Origin of the sequence: Halomonas koreensis, from assembly GCF_031451675.1 — a bacterium.
GTDB classification, from domain to species: domain Bacteria; phylum Pseudomonadota; class Gammaproteobacteria; order Pseudomonadales; family Halomonadaceae; genus Halomonas; species Halomonas koreensis.
The window spans coordinates 424,707-441,880 of record NZ_JARWAK010000001.1; the positions used below are offsets into that span (position 1 = coordinate 424,707).

The window sequence follows — 17,174 nt, forward strand, 5'->3', positions numbered from 1 at the left end:
GACCGCCATGGTGCCACCCCTCTCGATGTTCCCACCGATCAGGGCAGGTTGTGTCATGGCTTCGTCTCGAGTGTTGGTTCAGGGGAGCTACCCTTGAGGGGCGCCGGAATGACCGCCATGGTGCCACCCCTCTCGATGTTCCCACCGATCAGGGCGGGTCGTGTCATGGCTTCGTCTCGAGTGTTGGTTCAGGGGAGCTACCCTTGAGGGGCGCCGGAATGACCACCATGGTGCCACCCCTCTCGATGTTCCCACCGATCAGGGCGGGACCTGTCACGGCGGCGTGGCCTCAGGCGTCCTCGTCATGGATCTGGCCGGCCTGGCGGGCCAGGTCGTCGGCCTCGAAGCCGCCGAACACGCCCGCGCCCTCCTCGCCGCGCATGGCCAGGTGGCGGAAGCCGCCGAACAGCTCGCGGCCCAGGCCGACGTGGTAATGGTCCAGCTCGGCCACGTGCTGCTCGCGGTCGGCCCAGACGCGGGCGTCCACCCTGGCCTCCAGGGTGCCGGCGTCGGCGTCCAGGCGCACGACGTCGCCGTCGCGGAGCTTCGCCAGCGGCCCGCCGTCCAGCGCCTCGGGGCTCATATGGATGGCCGCCGGGACCTTGCCGGAGGCGCCGGACATGCGCCCGTCGGTGACCAGCGCCACCTGGTAGCCGCGGTCCTGGAGCACGCCCAGGTAGGGGGTCAGCTTGTGCAGCTCGGGCATGCCGTTGGCCTTGGGCCCCTGGAAGCGCACCACGGCGATCACGTCGCGGTCCAGCTCGCCGGCGTCGAAGGCCGCCTTCATCTCGTTCTGGTCCTCGAAGATCCGCGCCGGGGCCTCCACCACGCGGTGCTCCTCCTCCACCGCCGAGACCTTGATCACCCCGCGGCCCAGGTTGCCGTCGAGCACGCTGAGCCCGCCGGTGGGAGCGAAGGGATCCGCCACGCCGCGCAGCACCTCGGGGTCGAGGCTGGCCTCGGGGCCCTCGCGCCACACCAGCTTGCCGTCCTCGAGGAAGGGCTCCCGGGTATAGGCGCTCATGTCGGTGCCGAACACCGTGGGGATGTCGCCGTGGATCAGGCCGGCGCCGAGCAGCTCGCGGAACAGGTAGGCCATGCCGCCGGCGGCCTGAAAGTGATTGATGTCCGCCTGGCCGTTGGGATAGACCTTCATCAGGCTGGGCGTCACCGCGGAGAGCTCGGTGAAGTCCTCCCAGGTCAGGGTGAGCCCCGCCGCCGCGGCCATGGCCACCAGATGCATGGTGTGGTTGGTGGAGCCGCCGGAGGCCAGCAGGCCGACCACGGCGTTGACGATGGCGCGCTCGTCGATCTGCCGGTAGAAGGGGCGGTAGTCGCCGCCGGGCTCGGTGTTGCGGACCGCCTGCTCGGTGGCGAAGCGGGTCAGGGCCTCGCGCATCTCGGTGCCCGGATTGACGAAGGAGGTGCCCGGCAGGTGCAGGCCCATCATCTCCATCATCAGCTGGTTGGAGTTGGCGGTGCCATAGAAGGTGCAGGTGCCCGGGCTGTGGTAGGACTCGGACTCCGCCTCCAGCAGGTCCTCGCGGCTGGCCTTGCCCTCGGCGAACAGCTGGCGGATGCGGGCCTTCTCCTTGTTGGGCAGGCCGCTGGGCATGGGGCCGGCGGGCACGAACATCGCCGGCAGGTGGCCGAAGCGTGCCGCGGCGATGAACAGCCCCGGCACGATCTTGTCGCACACGCCCAGATAGAGGGCGGCATCGAACATGTTGTGGGACAGGCCCACGGCGGTGGCCATGGCGATCACGTCCCGGGAGAACAGCGACAGCTCCATGCCCGGTTGGCCCTGGGTCACGCCGTCGCACATGGCGGGAACGCCGCCGGCGAACTGGGCGGTGGAGCCCATGGCGCGGGCCGCCTCCTTGATGACGGCGGGGAAGGTCTCCAGCGGCTGGTGGGCCGAAAGCATGTCGTTGTAGGCCGAGATGATCCCCAGGTTGGCGGCGTTCATCAGCTTCAGCGAGTCCTTGTCCCCGGCGCCGCAGGCGGCGAAGCCGTGGGCCAGGTTGCCGCAGGACAGCTCGGCGCGGTGCACGCCGCGGCGGTGCTGGTCGGCCATGCGCGCCTCGTAGAGCGCGCGGCGTTCGGCGCTGCGCTCACGGATGCGCTGGGTGACCTGCTGGACGGTGGCGTTGAGGGGCGTGCTAGCTTGAGCCATGGAACACCTCGACAGGGAGAAATGGTATATCTAGTAAGTTTAACAAAAAAATATCCGGATGCTCGGGTTTTGTCGGCTCATGCGGCTATAGTTGTAATTATTTTACCATGGTTGCGGGCGAGCCAGCGGCTTGGCGGGACGTCGGGGGACCTGCACACTGTAGGCATCCTGCCGGCCCCCTGTCAGCCGGCGCCCCGGAGAAGCCATGAGCCGCCTGCATCTCGCCGAGCAGTCCGCCGTGGCGGCGGTTCCCGCCGCGGCCTGGAACGCCCTGGTGGGCGACGATCATCCCTTTTTGCGCCACGAGTTCCTCAACGCCCTGGAGGCCAGCGGCGCCGTGAGCGACGCCAGCGGCTGGACGCCGCGTCACCAGACGCTTTGGCGCGGCGACGCCCTGGTGGGCGTGCTGCCGCTCTATCACAAGCGACACTCCTTCGGCGAATACGTCTTCGACTGGGCCTGGGCCGAGGCCTGGGAGCGGGCCGGCGGGCGCTACTACCCCAAGGGGCTCAGCGCCATCCCCTTCACCCCGGCGCCGGGGCCGCGGCTGGCCCTGGCGGACGACGTCGACCCGCTCGCGGCCCGCCGCCGGCTGGCCGAGGCCTGGGAGGGGAGCGAGCTGTCGAGCTGGCACCTGCTGTTCGCCGAGGACGCCGAGGTCGAGGCCTGGCGGGCGGCCTGTCCCGAGTTGATCCCGCGCCGGGGCGTGCAATTCCAGTGGCGCGACGCCGGCTACGGCGACTTCGCCGGCTTCCTCGCCGCGCTGACTTCCAAGCGGCGCAAGGCCATCCGCCGGGAGCGGCGCCGGGTCGCCGAGCAGGGCCTGACCCTGCATCGCCTGGAAGGCGCGGCGATCGGCGAGGCCGATCTGGCGCATTTCCATCGCTGCTACCAGATCACCTACCTGGAGCGCGGTCGCCAGGGCTATCTCGACGAGGCCTTCTTCGCCCGGCTGCGCCGGGCCCTGCCGGAGTCACTGGTGCTGGTCCAGGCCCGCCTGGAGGGCACCCCGGTGGCGGCGGCGCTGTGCCTGCAGGGGCGGCGTACCCTCTATGGGCGCTACTGGGGCAGCGAGATCGAGGCCGACGCCCTGCACTTCGAGACCTGCTACTACCAGGGCATCGAGCATTGCCTGGCTCGCGGCCTGAGCCGCTTCGATCCCGGCACTCAGGGCGAGCACAAGGTCACCCGCGGCTTCGCGCCGCGGCGGCTGACCTCGCTGCACCATATCGCCGATCCGCGCCTGCGCGCCGGGGTGGCGCGCTTCTGCGCCGAGGAGGCGGCCCACGTCGAGGCCTATATCGAGGCCGCCGAGCAGGCCCTGCCGTTTCGCCGGCCGGACGGGACGCCATGACCTTCGATGGATGAGGCGTTCCGGGGAAGATGGCATACTACGCCCCCAATGCTCTGGTGACGGAACTCCCTCCATGCTCAAGTGGCTGGCCATCGTGCTCATCGCCCTCCAGGCGCTGCTGCAGTATCGCCTGTGGTTCGGCGAGGGCGGCGTGCGCGAACTCGCCGAGGTGCGCCAGCGGGTGGCGCGGCTGGAGGCCGAGAACGCGCCGCTGCGCGCCCGCAACGCGCGGCTCGCCGCCGAGGTGGTCGACCTCAAGAACGGCCTGGATGCCATCGAGGAGCGGGCGCGCAGCGACATCGGCATGGTGCGCCGCGACGAGCAGTTCTACTGGATTCCCGATGCCGGCCCGGTCGCGGGAGGGAAGGCCCCGTGAGTGATCGACTCTGGCTGGTGGTGCCCGCCGCGGGACGCGGCCGGCGCATGGGCGCCGACCGGCCCAAGCAGTACCTGCCCCTGGCGGGCCGCACCGTGCTGGCGCTGACCCTGGCGCGGCTGCATGCGGCCTTCCCCGGGGCGCGGCTGTGCCTGTGCCTGGACCCGGAGGACGCCCGCTTCGATCCCGCCGAGGTGCCCTTCGCCGACTGGCGCCGGGTGCCCGGCGGCGCCGAGCGCGCCGACTCGGTGCGCCACGCCCTGGCGGCCATCGCCGACGAGGCCGAGGCGGCCGACCCGGTGCTGGTGCATGATGTGGCGCGGCCCTGCGTGACCGTCGACGACCTGCGCCGGCTGGCCGCCGCGGTGGCCGAGGCCCCGGCGGGTGGGCTGCTGGCGGCGCCGGTGGCCGACACCATGAAGCGCGACGACGGCGCCGGCGGGGTCCGCGGCACCGAGCCCCGGGCGGGCCTCTGGCATGCGCTGACGCCCCAGGGGTTCGCCTTCGGCCTGCTGCGCCGGGCCCTGGAGGCCGGCGGCGCCGCCGTCACCGACGAGGCCTCGGCGGTCGAGGCGCTGGGCCTGGCGCCGCGCCTGGTCGAGGGCCGCCGCGACAATCTCAAGATCACCCATCCGGAGGACCTGGCGCTGGCCGAGGCGATCCTCGCCGCTCAGGGCCTGCGGGTGCCGCCCCACAGCAAGGATCGCGCATGATGCGAATCGGCCACGGCTTCGATGTCCACCGCTTCGGCGAGGGCGACCACCTGATGATCGGTGGCGTCGCCATCCCCTTCGACCACGGCTTCGTCGCCCACTCCGACGGCGACGTGCTGCTGCATGCCGTCTGTGACGCCCTGCTTGGCGCCTGCGCCCTGGGCGATATCGGCCGCCACTTCCCCGATACCGACCCGGCCTGGGCCGGCGCCGACAGCCGCGTGCTGCTGCGCGGGGTGATGGAGCGGGTGCGGGAGGCCGGCTACCGGGTCGGCAACCTGGACGCCACGGTGATGGCCCAGGCGCCGAAGCTCGCGCCCCATGTGGAAGCGATGGCCGGGCACCTCGCCGCCGACCTCGGCGTGGCCCGGGATGCGGTCAACGTCAAGGCCACCACCACCGAACGGCTGGGCTTCACCGGCCGCGGCGAGGGTATCGCCGCCGAGGCGGTGGCGCTGCTGGTCCGGGAGGCCGCCGATGCTTGACGCCATCGACTGGCCACCGACCTGGCCGCGGGTGCTCGATGCCCGCTTCGGCGCCCCCCAGCCCGGCGGCTACCGTGCCGCCCCCGAGGACTTTCGGGTCGAGGAGTGCCTGGGCTTCGCGCCGGAAGGGCAGGGCGAGCACCTCTGGCTGTGGCTGGAGAAGCGCGCCCTGACCACCGCCCAGGTGGCGCGTCGCCTGGCCCGGGCCTGCGAGGTGGCGCCCCGCGCCGTGGGCTATGCGGGCATGAAGGACCGCCTGGCGGTGACCCGCCAGTGGTTCTCGGTGCACCTGCCCGGGCGCGAGGCCCCGGACGACCTGGACGCGCGCCTGGCCGACGACGCCCTGACGCCCCTCGAGATCACCCGCCACCCGCGCAAGCTCAAGCGCGGCGTGCATGCCGCCAACCGCTTCCGCCTGCGGATCACCGGCGAGGCCGCCGCCGACCCGGAACTCGAGGCGCGCTGGGCCTGGCTCTGCGACCATGGGGTGCCCAACCTCTTCGGCCCCCAGCGCTTCGGCCCCGAGGGGCGCAACCTGCAGCGCGCCGCCGCGCTGCTGGCCCGGGGCTGGCGCAAGCGGGACGACCGGGATGGCATGCTGCTCTCGGCGGCGCGCAGCTTCCTGTTCAACGAGCTGCTGGCCGCGCGCATCGCCGAGGGCTGCTGGGCGGCGCCGCTGCCGGGCGAGGCGGTGATCCTCGACGGCTCGGCGAGCCAGTTCGTGGCCGAGAGCGTGGACGCCTCCCTGCGCGAGCGTGCCGAGCGCCTGGACCTGCACCCCAGCGGGGTGCTCTGGGGGCAGGGCGCCTCGCTGGCCGGGGGCGAGGCCGGGGCGCACGAGGCGCGGCTGGCCGAGCGCTACCCGGCCCTGTGCGCCGGCCTGGAGCGCGCCGGGGTGCGCACGGCGCGTCGTCCGCTGCGGGTACGGCTGGGTGCCGCCCGCCTGGAGCGCGGCGAGCAGGAGGCCTGGCTGGCCTTCACCCTGCCCCGGGGCGCCTTCGCCACGGCGGTGCTGCGCGAGCTGATGGATCATCCGACCCTGAGTTTCCAAACGCCCCCGGCGGGGCCCGAGCGAGGAGGCGCGGATGCGTCGACTACTGCTGTCCAATGACGATGGCGTCCATGCCCCGGGCCTGCGCGCCCTGCACGACGCCCTGGTTTCCCATGCGCGGCTGCGCGTGGTGGCTCCCGATCGCGACAAGAGCGGGGCCAGCAACTCCCTGACCCTGACCCGGCCGCTGGCGCTGTCGACCCTGGACAACGGCTTCTACAGCGTCGACGGCACGCCGGCGGACTGCGTCTACCTGGGGGTCAACGGGGTCTGGGAGGAGCGCCCGGACCTGGTGATCTCGGGGATCAACCACGGCGGCAACCTGGGCGACGACGTCCTCTATTCGGGCACCGTGGCCGCCGCCATGGAGGGGCGCAACCTGGGCATGACCGCCATCGCCATGTCGCTGGTGGGCCGCCACCATTTCGAGACCGCGGGCCGCGTGGCGGCGACCCTGGTCGGCGCCGCCGATCGGTTGTCGCTGCCGCCGCGCAGCCTGCTCAACGTCAATGTCCCGGACCTGCCCTGGGAGGCGCTGCAGGGCTTCCGGGTCACCCGCCTGGGCTACCGGGGGCCGGCGGCCGAGCCGCTGGAGGTCCGCGACCCCCGGGGCCGCAAGCGCTACTGGATCGCCCCGGTGGGCGAGAACGCCGACGACGGCCCGGATACCGACTTCGCCGCCGTGGAGGCCGGCTTCGTCTCCATCACGCCGCTGCAGACCGACCTGACCCGGCATGCGGCCCGCGACGACGTGCAGGACTGGCTGGATGCGCTCACCTGACCTTCTCGGGGTCGGCATGACCTCCCAGCGGACCCGCGACCGCATGGTGGATCGCCTGGCGCGCCAGGGGATCCGCGACCGGCGCGTGCTCGAGGTGATGGCCGCCGAGCCGCGTCATCTCTTCCTCGACGAGGCCCTGGCCCATCGCGCCTACGAGGACACCTCCCTGCCCATCGGCCACGGCCAGACGCTGTCCCAGCCCTGGATCGTGGCGCGCATGACCGAGCTGGTGCTGGAGGAGACGCCCGGCCGCGTGCTGGAGGTGGGCACCGGCTCCGGCTACCAGACCCTGATCCTGGCGCGGCTGGTGACGGAACTCTGGTCGGTGGAGCGGATCAATGCCCTGCATCGCCGCGCCGGCGAGCGGCTGCGCCGGCTGGCGGCCCGCAACGCGCGCCTGCGCCTGGCCGACGGCGGCCACGGCTGGTCCGAGGCGGCCCCCTTCGAGGTCATCCTGCTCACCGCCTGCGCCGGGGCCCTGCCCGAGCCGCTGCTCGCCCAGCTCGCCGACGGCGGCGTGATGATCGCCCCGGTGGCGCAGTCCGACGGCACCCAATGGCTGACGCGGGTGCGCCGCGAGGGGGGCTCGTTCGATATCCAGCGGCTCGAGCCGGTGCGCTTCGTGCCGCTGCTGGAAGGCGTCATTCGTTGAAAGGAGTCGTGCTTGAAACGTGAAATCGGCCTCGTGCTGCGGGGTGCCGGCATGGGCGCCGCCGATGCGGTGCCCGGGGTGTCCGGCGGCACCATCGCCTTCGTCACCGGCATCTACGAGGAGCTGCTGCACAGCATCCGGCGATTCGGCCCCGAGGCCCTGGGGGCCTGGCGACGGGGTGGCCTGGCGGGGCTGGCCGGCCACCTGAACCTCGCCTTCCTGCTGCCGCTGCTGGCCGGCATCGCCGTCAGCCTGATCAGCGTGGCGCACCTGGTGGTGTGGCTGATGGAGGCGCACCCGCTGCGCCTCGACGGCTTCTTCTTCGGCCTGGTGGCCGCCTCGGCGCTGGTGGTCGGCCGGCATCCGGCCGACTGGCGGGCCTGGCACCTGCTGCCGCTGGCCGCCGGGTTGCTGATGGCCCAGGCGCTGCCGGCGCTGATGCCCTGGGTCACGGCCCTGGGCAGCCCGGAGCTGGTGCTGGTCGTGGGCGGCGCCATCGCCATCAGCGCCCTGCTGCTGCCGGGGGTCTCGGGCAGCTTCCTGCTGCTGACCATGGGGCTCTACAGCCGCGTCATGGAGGCCATTCGCGGCTTCGATCTGGACGTGCTGGCGCTGTTCGGCGGCGGCTGCCTGGTCGGGCTCTTCGTCTTCTCACGGTTGCTGTGCTGGTTGCTGGACCGCTTCCACACCGCCACCCTGCAATTGCTGGTGGGCTTCATCCTCGGCTCCCTGCCGGTGCTCTGGCCCTGGCGCGAGCTGGTTCGCTACCAGCTCGGCCCGGACGGGCAGATGATCCCGCTCGATTTCCGCTATTTGACGCCATCGGCGTTTACCCAGGTGACCGGCGAGCCCGCCCAGCTGGCCTCCGTGGTGGCGCTGATGCTGATCGGCGCCGCCCTGGTCTGGGGCGTCGGGCGCGCCCATCGCGGCCCGGTCGAGGACCGGCGCGAGACGCGACAGGAACACAAGGAGGAAGGTTAGGATGCACAAGGTATTGCTGATCTCGGGGCTGGCCCTGACCCTGGCCGGCTGCGCCGCCACCCAGGAGGCGTCGCAGCCGATCCGGGTCCAGGACCTGTCGGCCAGCCGGGCCGCGGACACGCCGGCCCGCTATACCGTCAAGGGGGGCGATACCCTCTACGGCATCGCCTGGCGACACGACATGGACTACCGGGACCTGGCGCGCCTCAACGACATCGCTCCCCCCTATCGCATCCAGCCGGGCCAGCAGCTGACGCTCGGCGGCGACGCCGGACGCGCGGCCGCCGGCGCCGCGGGGACTGCGGACGGCGGTGGCGTGGTGGCCACGGGCCTGGGGAGCGCGGATACGGATGACGGCTCCCTGGACTGGCTGCTGCCCGACGGCAGCACCGAGTCGCGGACGGCCGCCGACGAGGGGGCGGCGACGAACGGGGACGAGGCGCCGGGGCCGGTCTACGACTACGACAGCCCCGGTGCCGACGGCGAGCTGGGCGAACGCGACCTGGCCGAGCGTCGCCAGCGCGAGGCGGCCGAGGGCGATGGTGAGGCGGACGATGCCGCCGAGCCGGCGGCGACGGCGCAGAAGACCGATGCGGCCGACGACGAGCCGGCCGGGTCCCGGGCCGCCCCCGAGGCCGATGCCGGCACCCGGGTCGCCGGCGAGCCCGAGGCCGAGGCGGACGAGCCGCGCCGCTACACCCCGGTGGATGAGGTGCCCTGGCAGTGGCCCGTCGACGGCGAGGTCATCGGGGCCTTCGGCGAGGGCGGCAGCATCACCGCCGGCATTGATATCGGCGGTCGAAAGGGGCAATCTGTCAAGGCGGCCGGCCCGGGCATCGTGGTGTATGCGGGCAGCGGCGTCCGCGGCTACGGCAACCTGATCCTGATCAAGCACAACGACCAGTTCCTGAGCGCCTACGCCCACAACGAGGCCCTGAGCGTGGAGGAGAACGACGTGGTCGAGGCCGGCGAGGTGATCGCCACCATGGGCGACAGCGATGCCCAGGACGTGCGACTGCACTTCGAGGTGCGCAAGGACGGGCAGCCCCAGGATCCGCTGACCTACCTGCCCGAGCGTTGAAGGATCGGGACCCTGCGCCGCTCGTTTCGGCCAGGCAACGTCATACAATTACAACGTCTGACATCGATCGTTCCGGGCATGACACGATGCCCAGTCGCAACCATGGGGTAGCAATCGATGAGCATGCTTGAACGGGATCTTCAGGATGTGGACCTGGAAACGGCCGACAACGCCGAGCGCGAGGTCGAGCTCGACAGCGGCGAGGCCGCCGAGTCCAGCGACGAGGCCTTCGAGAAGGCCCTGAGCCGGGAGGATCGTCACTACCATCACAGCCTGGACGCGACCCAGATCTACCTCAACGAGATCGGCTTCTCGCCGCTGCTGACGCCGGAGGAGGAGGTCCACTACGGCCGCCTGGCGCGGCAGGGGGACCCGGCCGGCCGGGCCCGGATGATCGAGTCCAACCTGCGCCTGGTGGTCAAGATCGCCCGGCGTTACCTCAACCGCGGCCTGACCCTGCTCGACCTGATCGAGGAAGGCAACCTGGGCCTGATCCGCGCCGTGGAGAAGTTCGACCCCGAGCGCGGCTTCCGCTTCTCCACCTACGCCACCTGGTGGATCCGCCAGACCATCGAGCGGGCGCTGATGAACCAGACCCGCACCATCCGCCTGCCCATCCACGTGGTCAAGGAGCTCAACATCTACCTTCGGGCGGCCCGCGAGCTGACCCAGAAGCTCGACCACGAGGCCACCGCCGAGGAGATCGCCGACTACCTCGACAAGCCGGTGGAGACCGTCAAGAAGATGATGGGGCTCAACGAGCGGGTCTCCTCGGTGGACTATCCGGTGGGCACCGAGAGCGACAAGCCGCTGATCGAGACGCTGGCCGACGACAACGACCTGGGGCCGGAGTCGACCCTGGTGGACGGCGACGTCAAGCAGCACGTCGACGACTGGCTGGCCGAGCTCACCGAGAAGCAGTGCGAGGTGGTGGTGCGCCGCTTCGGGCTGCGCGGCCACGAGGCCTCCACCCTGGAGCAGGTCGGCGAGGAGATCGGGCTGACCCGGGAGCGGGTCCGCCAGATCCAGGTGGAGGCGCTCAAGAAGCTCAGGCGGATGCTCGACAAGCAGGGACTCGACCTGGACGCCATCTTCGAGTGAGCCTCTCCGCCGTGCCGAAGAGCCAGGACGCCCGTCCTGGCTCTTCGCGTTATGTGTCGATGAAAATGCTGGCCGAATCTTGTTTTTGAGTTTTTGCTGCTGGATTTCTTCATGAATTTGGTTTTTGAATCCATGAAAAAGCCGGCATCCTGAAAAATAATAGGGCTTTTTCGCGGAGATCCGACCCATGGCCCGACCCCTGCGTGCCGACATCGACCTGGACGCCCTGCGCCACAACTATTGTCTCGCCCGCGACCAAGCCCCGGAGAGCCGGGCGGTGGCGGTGCTCAAGGCCGATGCCTACGGTCATGGCCTGGTGGCCTGCGCCCGGGCCCTGGAAGACCTGGCACCGGCCTTCGCCGTGGCCTGCCTGGAAGAGGCCGAGACCCTTCGCGAAGGGGGAATCGCCGCGCCCATCATGCTGCTGGAAGGCATCTTCGAGGCCGCCGAGCTCGAGCGGGTGGAGGCCCTGGGGCTGTGGATGGCGGTGCACAGCGACTGGCAGCTCGAGGCCCTGCTGACCTACCGCCCGGCACGCCCGGTGCCGGTGTGGATCAAGGTCGACTCCGGGATGCACCGCCTGGGCTTCGCGCCGGAGCGGGCCGAGGCGGTCTGGCATCGCCTGGCCGCCGCGCCCGCCCAGGCCTGCGACCTCCACCTGATGAGCCACTTCGCCACCGCCGATGCCGAGGACGACGCCTACTTCGCACGCCAGACGGCCCGCATGAAGGCGCTGGCCGAGCGCCTCGGCGCCCCGCTGTGCCTGGCCAACTCCCCGGCCACCCTGGCCCGGCCGGAGAGTCACGGCGCCTGGAACCGCCCCGGGGTCATGCTCTACGGCAGCGACCCCCTGGAGGCGGCCAACCCGGTCAGCCGCCGGCTGGCCCCGGTGATGACCCTGCGCTCCGAGGTCATCGCCGTGCGCGAGCTGGCCGTCGGCGAGCCGGTGGGCTACGGCGGTCGCTGGACCGCGGCGCGCCCCTCGCGCATCGGCGTGGTGGCCTGCGGCTATGGCGACGGCTATGACCGGCACGCCGCGGACGGCACCCCGGTGCTGGTCGAGGGGCGGCGCGCCTGCCTCGCCGGCAAGGTCTCCATGGACATGCTCACCGTGGATCTCACCGATCTCCCGGACGCGGACATCGGCAGCGAGGTGGTGCTGTGGGGCCGGGCGGCCAACGGCGAGGCGCTCTCGGTGGACGAGGTGGCCCGCCACTGCGACACCATCAGCTATACCCTGCTGACCGGGGTGCTGCCCCGGGTGCCCAGGCGGTATCATGGGGCCGACTGATCGCCGCACCACGGGAAGCCGCATGTCCACGGACGACACAACCAAGACCTCCTTCGCTCATCCGCGCTACTGGCCCACCTGGCTGGGTATCGGGGCCATGTACGCCGTGGCCTGGTTGCCCTGGCGACCGAAACTGTGGGTGGGCAAGGCCATCGGCCTCGCCGCCTGGCGCCTGGCCAGGCGCCGGCGGCACATCACCGAGACCAATATCCGGCTGTGCTTTCCGGAGCGCGATGCCGAGCAACAGGCCGCCCTCGTTCGGGAGAGTTTCATCGCCAACGGCATCGGCCTGGTCGAGACGGCCACCGGCTGGTGCCGGGATCACGAGCACCTGCGCCACCGAGTGGTCTTCCGCGGGCAGCAGCACATGGCGCGGCTGCAGGCGCAGGGCCGGGGCGCCCTGATCCTGGGGGTGCACTTCTCGACCCTCGACCTGGGCGCCGCCCTGCATGCGCTCTACTTTCGCGCCGATGCCGTGCAACGCCCCCACGACAACCCGCTCTTCGACCGCTTCATGGCACGCTCCCGGGCCCCCTATTTCGATGCGATCCTAGACCGCCACGACCTGCGCGGCGTGGTGCGCCGGATCAAGGCCGGCCATGCGGTCTGGTACTCGCCGGACCAGGATTTCGGTCGCGATGCCAGCGTCTTCGCCCCCTTCTTCGGCGTCGAGGCGGCGACGGTGCGCATGACCGCACGCATCGCGCGCATGACAGGGGCGCCGGTGGTGCCGCTGATCTTCCATCGCAACCCCGACGACCGCACCTACACCCTGGAGTACCTGCCGCCCCTGGAGGATTTCCCCTCCGACGACGAGGTGGCCGACGCCACCCGGGTCAACGCCGTCATCGAGGCCGCCATCCGCCGCCACCCGGAGCAGTACCTGTGGTTGCACCGGCGCTTCAAGACCCGGCCCGAGGGCGAGCCCAAGCTCTACTGAAGCAAAGCGTCAAGTAGAGCTTGGGAGTGCGAAGCTGGAAGAGCGGCGCTCCGCGCCTGGAAGACCCCGGCGTTGCCGGGAGCTGTCAGCCGTAAGCCATAAGAAAACCCCACGACCGCGAGGTTCGTGGGGTTTTCACTTACCGCTTAAAGCTTATGGCTTACAGCTGGTGCGCAGCGCCTCAGGCATCGATGCGCTTGTACTTCATGCGGTGCGGGGTATCGTCGCCCACGCGCTTCTTGTGGTCCGCCTCGTACTCGGTGTAGTTGCCCTCGAAGAACTCCACGTGGGAATCCCCCTCGAAGGCCAGGATGTGCGTGGCGATGCGGTCCAGGAACCAGCGGTCGTGGGAGATCACCAGGGCGCAGCCGGGGAAGGCCAGCAGGGCTTCCTCCAGGGCGCGCAGGGTCTCGATGTCCAGGTCGTTGGAAGGCTCGTCGAGCAGCAGCACGTTGGCGCCCTGCTTGAGGGTCTGGGCCAGCTGCAGGCGGCCCCGCTCGCCGCCGGACAGGTCCGACAGGCGCTTCTGCTGGTCGTTGCCCTTGAAGTTGAAGCGGCCCACATAGGCCCGCGAAGACACCTCGTAGCCGTTGATGTTGAGGATGTCCTGGCCGTCGGAGACCGCCTCCCAGACCGTCTGCTTGTTGTCCAGGGCGTCGCGCAGCTGCTCGACGTAGGCGATGTCCACGGTCTCGCCGACCACCACCTCGCCGCTGTCCGGCTGCTCGCGGCCGGCGATCAGCTTGAACAGGGTCGACTTGCCGGCGCCGTTGCCGCCGACGATGCCGACGATGGCCCCGGGCGGGATCGCGAAGTCCAGGTTCTCGTAGAGCAGATTGCCCTCGAAGGCCTTGGACACGCCGTGGAATTCGATGACCTTGTCGCCTAGGCGCGGGCCGGGCGGAATGTAGATCTCGTTGGTCTCGTTGCGCTTCTGGAAGTCGCCGGACTGCATCTCCTCGAAGCGGTTGAGGCGCGCCTTGCTCTTGGCCTGGCGGCCCTTGGCGTTGGAGCGCACCCACTCGAGCTCGTGCTTGATGGCCTTCTGGCGCGAGGCCTCCTGCTTGGCCTCCTGCTCCAGGCGCTTCTCCTTGGCCTCGAGCCACTGGGAGTAGTTGCCCTCGAAGGGGATGCCCTCGCCGCGGTCCAGCTCGAGGATCCAGCCGGCCACGTTGTCGAGGAAGTAGCGGTCGTGGGTGATCGCCACCACGGTGCCGCTGTAGTCGTGCAGGAAGCGCTCCAGCCAGGCCACGGACTCGGCGTCCAGGTGGTTGGTGGGCTCGTCCAGCAGCAGCATGTCGGGGCTGGAGAGTAGCAGGCGGCACAGCGCCACGCGCCGGCGCTCGCCCCCGGAGAGGTTGCCCACCTGGGCCTCCCAGGGCGGCAGGCGCAGGGCCTCGGCGGCCACCTCGAGCTTGCGCTCCAGGTTGTGGGCGTCGGCGGCCTCGATGATGTTCTCCAGCCGCGCCTGCTCGGCGGCCAGGGCGTCGAAGTCGGCGTCCGGCTCGGCATAGGCGGCGTAGACGCCGTCGAGCTTCTCCTGGGCCTCCTTGATGGCGCCCAGCGCCTCCTCGACGGTCTCGCGGACGTTCTTGTCGTCGTCGAGCTCGGGCTCCTGGGGCAGGTAGCCGACGTTGATGCCCGGCATCGGGCGGGCCTCGCCCTCGAACTCGGTGTCGACGCCGGCCATGATGCGCAGCAGCGTCGACTTGCCCGCGCCGTTCAGGCCCAGCACGCCGATCTTGGCGCCGGGGAAGAACGACAGCGAGATGTCATTGAGAATCTGTTTCTTGGGGGGCACGACCTTGCCCACCCGATTCATGGTGTAGACGTATTGCGCCATGGAATCTCACCAGAGGTTGGAGGTTCGGAATCGGAGGAATCGATGGGCCACGATGATAGAGGCCGGGAGGGGGAAAGGCCAGGGCCGGGCGGCATCCAGGGGCGGGCCGGCCCCCGTCCGACCGGGCGCCGCCCGTGCCGGGCGGCGAGGGCGCGGGAGCGTCGGCCCAGGCTCAGGACAGGCCGTGCTCGGCCTTCAGGCGGGCCAGCTCCTGCTGGGCCTCGACCCGCTCGGTGACATCCTTCTGCACGCCGATGTAGTAGGTGAGGTTGTCGTGCTCGTCGTAGACCGGGGTGATCGACAGCTCGTTGTAGAAGAGGGTGCCGTCCTTCTTGTAGTTGCGCAGCACCTCGCGGCAGGGGCGGCCCTCGGCGAGCGCCTTGCGGATCGTCGCCAGGCCCGGCTGGTCGCGGTCCTCGTTCTGCAGGAAGCGACAGTCGCGATACAGGATCTCGTCGGCGCTGTAGCCGGTCAGGCGCTCGAAACCCTGGTTGACGTAGATCAGGATGTTCTCGTCGCCCTCCTGCTCGGCGACGACGATGCCGTCCTCGGAGGCATCGACCATGCGTTCGAGGAGGTCGGGACTGATCAGGGGGGGACGTTTCATCGAGGCGTTCCTGTCGCGAAGGCTTTGCGGGTGCCGCTCCCTCGTCGGTACCCATTGCGAAATATCATGGCCAGCCGGGCGCAGGATTTCAACGCCCGGTGTCTCACTCGACCTCGGGCAGGCGTCGGGCGCTGGCCGCCGCGGCGAGCGCCGTGCCGGCCAGCGCCAGCAGCAGCGCCCCGGGCCCGAACCACTGGGCCAGGGCGCCGGCCAGGCCCCCGACCAGCAGCATCAGCACCCCGGTCAGGGTGTTGGAGAGGGCCACGTAGAGGGCCCGGTCCTCGGCGCCGGCGAGGTCGACGACATAGGTCTTGCGGCCCAGGCGGGCCCCGGCATGCACGATCACCAGCAGGCCGTAGAGCAGGGCATGGGGCCAGACGCCCATCGCGGCGTCCCCCGGCCACCAGGCGACCAGCGCGCCCAGCAGGCAGCAGGCCGCGGTGCCCAGGGCGGCATGGCCCATCACGCGGCGGCTGGAGGCATCGGCGCGCTTGCCCCAGGCGGGGCTGGCCAGCATGCCGGCGACGCCGGAGACGATCACCAGCACGCCCAGGCCGCCCAGCTGGTCGCCGGCCTGGCGCTGGCCGAGCAGGGCCAGGTAGGGCAGGGCCAGGGCGCTGGACAGCAGCAGGGCCCGCGTCAGGCTGAAGTCGCGGAAGGCGCGGTCGTCGCGCAGCAGGCGCAGGCCGGTGCGCAGGGCCGACAGGACGCTGTCGCCGCCCTCCACGGCGCCGGGCGCCTCGGCGAGGCGTGCGGCGCAGGCGGCGTTGAGCGCCCAGCCCAGGGCGGCGATCCCCAGCAGGGCGGCCAGGGCGAGCTCGCCCGGGCGGTCGTCGACGAGCACCAGCACCACCCCGGCGGCCAGGGTCGCGGCGCCGGCCAGGCTGCCGCTCCAGCCCATCAGGGTGCCGCGGCGCCGCTTGGCGATGGTCTTGCCCAGCACGTCCTTGGTGGCGATCGACGACAGCCCCCGGGCCAGCGACAGCGCCACCAGCGCGGCGAGCACCAGGCCACCGCCGACCCCGCCGGCGCCGAACAGCGCCAGCAGGGCCAGGGCCGCCGCGGCCAGGGCCTGGATCGCGCCGCCCACCACCCATACGCCCTTGCGCTCGGGGCGCCGGCGGATCAGCCCGGCGACGAACAGCTGGGGCAGCAGGGCGCCGGCCTCGCGGATCGGCACCAGCAGGCCGACCATCCATACCGGGGCGCCGATCGCCCCCAGCAGCCAGGGCAGCACCAGGCGGGCGCTTGCCAGCTCGTCGGCGAGCTTGTTGCCCAGCGACGCCGCCAGGTGCAGGAAGAAGTTGCGCGGCTGCTCCCGGCAGGCCGCGTCGGGGATGTCGCGGCACATCCGGCTGTCCTCGTCGCCGGTCAGCCACTCGTAGAGGCGGGTCTGGCTGATCTCGGGGGCGGCCATGGTCGCTCCTCGCTGGTAGGATGAGGGCCTAATTGTTGCGACAGGAAGGACGCCGTGTCACGTATTCGCATCCACTACTGTACCCAGTGCCACTGGCTGCTGCGCAGCGCCTGGTACGCCCAGGAGCTGCTCTCCACCTTCGGCGAGGACCTGGAGGAGGTCGCCCTGGTGCCCTCCCACGGCGGTTACTTCGAGATCTTCTGCGACGACGAGAGCCTCTGGGAGCGCAAGCGCGACGGCGGCTTCCCCGACGTCAAGGCGCTCAAGCAGCGGGTGCGCGACCGGCTGGATCCCGGCCGCGATCTCGGCCATATCGATCGATAAT

The 17,174-nt window shown here is 71.1% G+C and carries 17 protein-coding genes; 13 read left to right on the forward strand and 4 right to left on the reverse strand.

What is annotated here, in order from left to right; genetic code table 11:
* Positions 1-289: 289 nt before the first annotated feature.
* On the reverse strand, positions 290-2,176 hold the full coding sequence (edd, locus tag QC818_RS01995; protein WP_309651153.1) for a phosphogluconate dehydratase: 1,887 nt from the start codon (positions 2,174-2,176) through the stop codon (positions 290-292).
* 205 nt (positions 2,177-2,381) lie between these two features.
* Here edd and QC818_RS02000 point away from each other — a divergent pair, with 205 nt between their 5' ends.
* The 12 genes from QC818_RS02000 (at position 2,382) to lpxL (ending at position 12,982) form a co-directional block, all read left to right on the forward strand.
* A complete protein-coding gene (locus tag QC818_RS02000; RefSeq protein WP_309651154.1) occupies positions 2,382-3,530 on the forward strand; it encodes a GNAT family N-acetyltransferase in 1,149 nt (382 codons plus the stop codon).
* Positions 3,531-3,603: 73 nt separating this feature from the next.
* On the forward strand, positions 3,604-3,906 hold the full coding sequence (gene ftsB / locus QC818_RS02005) for a cell division protein FtsB (protein WP_309651155.1): 303 nt from the start codon (positions 3,604-3,606) through the stop codon (positions 3,904-3,906).
* Positions 3,903-4,619 carry a 2-C-methyl-D-erythritol 4-phosphate cytidylyltransferase gene (gene ispD, locus QC818_RS02010; RefSeq protein ID WP_309651156.1) on the forward strand — a complete coding sequence of 239 codons (717 nt, stop codon included), beginning with the start codon at positions 3,903-3,905 and terminating at the stop codon, positions 4,617-4,619. Before ftsB ends, ispD begins: the two co-directional genes overlap by 4 nt.
* The gene (ispF, locus tag QC818_RS02015) at positions 4,619-5,104 is read left to right on the forward strand and encodes a 2-C-methyl-D-erythritol 2,4-cyclodiphosphate synthase (RefSeq protein WP_309651193.1); all 486 of its coding nucleotides are present in this window, start codon (positions 4,619-4,621) and stop codon (positions 5,102-5,104) included. The genes ispD and ispF overlap by 1 nt, the downstream gene beginning before the upstream one ends.
* Positions 5,097-6,215: a tRNA pseudouridine(13) synthase TruD gene (gene truD / locus QC818_RS02020; protein WP_309651157.1), complete on the forward strand. Its 1,119-nt coding sequence runs from the start codon at positions 5,097-5,099 to the stop codon at positions 6,213-6,215. The genes ispF and truD overlap by 8 nt, the downstream gene beginning before the upstream one ends.
* Positions 6,190-6,936, forward strand: coding sequence for a 5'/3'-nucleotidase SurE (surE, locus tag QC818_RS02025; protein WP_309651158.1), 747 nt, complete (start codon positions 6,190-6,192; stop codon positions 6,934-6,936). Before truD ends, surE begins: the two co-directional genes overlap by 26 nt.
* Positions 6,923-7,588 carry a protein-L-isoaspartate(D-aspartate) O-methyltransferase gene (locus QC818_RS02030; RefSeq protein ID WP_309651159.1) on the forward strand — a complete coding sequence of 222 codons (666 nt, stop codon included), beginning with the start codon at positions 6,923-6,925 and terminating at the stop codon, positions 7,586-7,588. The genes surE and QC818_RS02030 overlap by 14 nt, the downstream gene beginning before the upstream one ends.
* A gap of 12 nt (positions 7,589-7,600) precedes the next feature.
* Positions 7,601-8,569, forward strand: coding sequence for a DUF368 domain-containing protein (locus tag QC818_RS02035; protein WP_309651160.1), 969 nt, complete (start codon positions 7,601-7,603; stop codon positions 8,567-8,569).
* Position 8,570: 1 nt separating this feature from the next.
* Entirely contained in the window at positions 8,571-9,650 is a 1,080-nt protein-coding gene (locus tag QC818_RS02040) for a peptidoglycan DD-metalloendopeptidase family protein (protein WP_309651161.1), read from the forward strand.
* Positions 9,651-9,767: 117 nt separating this feature from the next.
* On the forward strand, positions 9,768-10,751 hold the full coding sequence (rpoS, locus tag QC818_RS02045; protein ID WP_309651162.1) for an RNA polymerase sigma factor RpoS: 984 nt from the start codon (positions 9,768-9,770) through the stop codon (positions 10,749-10,751).
* A 187-nt stretch (positions 10,752-10,938) separates the two neighbouring features.
* Positions 10,939-12,042 carry an alanine racemase gene (gene alr / locus QC818_RS02050; protein ID WP_309651163.1) on the forward strand — a complete coding sequence of 368 codons (1,104 nt, stop codon included), beginning with the start codon at positions 10,939-10,941 and terminating at the stop codon, positions 12,040-12,042.
* Positions 12,043-12,064: 22 nt separating this feature from the next.
* Positions 12,065-12,982 (forward strand): LpxL/LpxP family Kdo(2)-lipid IV(A) lauroyl/palmitoleoyl acyltransferase, encoded by a 918-nt coding sequence (gene lpxL, locus QC818_RS02055; RefSeq protein ID WP_309651164.1) that lies wholly within the window; start codon positions 12,065-12,067, stop codon positions 12,980-12,982.
* A 181-nt stretch (positions 12,983-13,163) separates the two neighbouring features.
* On the opposite strand, the gene ettA is transcribed toward lpxL, so the two are convergent.
* The 3 genes from ettA to QC818_RS02070 form a co-directional block, all read right to left on the reverse strand.
* Complete coding sequence (ettA, locus tag QC818_RS02060; RefSeq protein ID WP_309651165.1) at positions 13,164-14,825, reverse strand: energy-dependent translational throttle protein EttA; 1,662 nt, start codon at positions 14,823-14,825, stop codon at positions 13,164-13,166.
* 172 nt (positions 14,826-14,997) lie between these two features.
* On the reverse strand, positions 14,998-15,432 hold the full coding sequence (locus QC818_RS02065) for a PAS domain-containing protein (protein ID WP_309651166.1): 435 nt from the start codon (positions 15,430-15,432) through the stop codon (positions 14,998-15,000).
* A 103-nt stretch (positions 15,433-15,535) separates the two neighbouring features.
* Positions 15,536-16,849, reverse strand: a complete 1,314-nt coding sequence (locus tag QC818_RS02070; RefSeq protein WP_309651167.1) for an MFS transporter — start codon at positions 16,847-16,849, stop codon at positions 15,536-15,538.
* A gap of 54 nt (positions 16,850-16,903) precedes the next feature.
* Here QC818_RS02070 and QC818_RS02075 point away from each other — a divergent pair, with 54 nt between their 5' ends.
* Positions 16,904-17,173, forward strand: coding sequence for an Rdx family protein (locus QC818_RS02075; RefSeq protein WP_309651168.1), 270 nt, complete (start codon positions 16,904-16,906; stop codon positions 17,171-17,173).
* Position 17,174 lies beyond the last annotated feature (1 nt).

Coding starts and splice junctions, on each gene's coding strand:
- edd (WP_309651153.1), bottom strand. CDS start 2,176: ATGGCTCAAGCTAGCACGCCCCTCAACGCCACCGTCCAGCAGGTCACC.
- QC818_RS02000 (WP_309651154.1), top strand. CDS start 2,382: ATGAGCCGCCTGCATCTCGCCGAGCAGTCCGCCGTGGCGGCGGTTCCC.
- ftsB (WP_309651155.1), top strand. CDS start 3,604: ATGCTCAAGTGGCTGGCCATCGTGCTCATCGCCCTCCAGGCGCTGCTG.
- ispF (WP_309651193.1), top strand. CDS start 4,619: ATGCGAATCGGCCACGGCTTCGATGTCCACCGCTTCGGCGAGGGCGAC.
- truD (WP_309651157.1), top strand. CDS start 5,097: ATGCTTGACGCCATCGACTGGCCACCGACCTGGCCGCGGGTGCTCGAT.
- surE (WP_309651158.1), top strand. CDS start 6,190: ATGCGTCGACTACTGCTGTCCAATGACGATGGCGTCCATGCCCCGGGC.
- QC818_RS02030 (WP_309651159.1), top strand. CDS start 6,923: ATGCGCTCACCTGACCTTCTCGGGGTCGGCATGACCTCCCAGCGGACC.
- QC818_RS02040 (WP_309651161.1), top strand. CDS start 8,571: ATGCACAAGGTATTGCTGATCTCGGGGCTGGCCCTGACCCTGGCCGGC.
- rpoS (WP_309651162.1), top strand. CDS start 9,768: ATGAGCATGCTTGAACGGGATCTTCAGGATGTGGACCTGGAAACGGCC.
- alr (WP_309651163.1), top strand. CDS start 10,939: ATGGCCCGACCCCTGCGTGCCGACATCGACCTGGACGCCCTGCGCCAC.
- lpxL (WP_309651164.1), top strand. CDS start 12,065: ATGTCCACGGACGACACAACCAAGACCTCCTTCGCTCATCCGCGCTAC.
- ettA (WP_309651165.1), bottom strand. CDS start 14,825: ATGGCGCAATACGTCTACACCATGAATCGGGTGGGCAAGGTCGTGCCC.
- QC818_RS02065 (WP_309651166.1), bottom strand. CDS start 15,432: ATGAAACGTCCCCCCCTGATCAGTCCCGACCTCCTCGAACGCATGGTC.
- QC818_RS02070 (WP_309651167.1), bottom strand. CDS start 16,849: ATGGCCGCCCCCGAGATCAGCCAGACCCGCCTCTACGAGTGGCTGACC.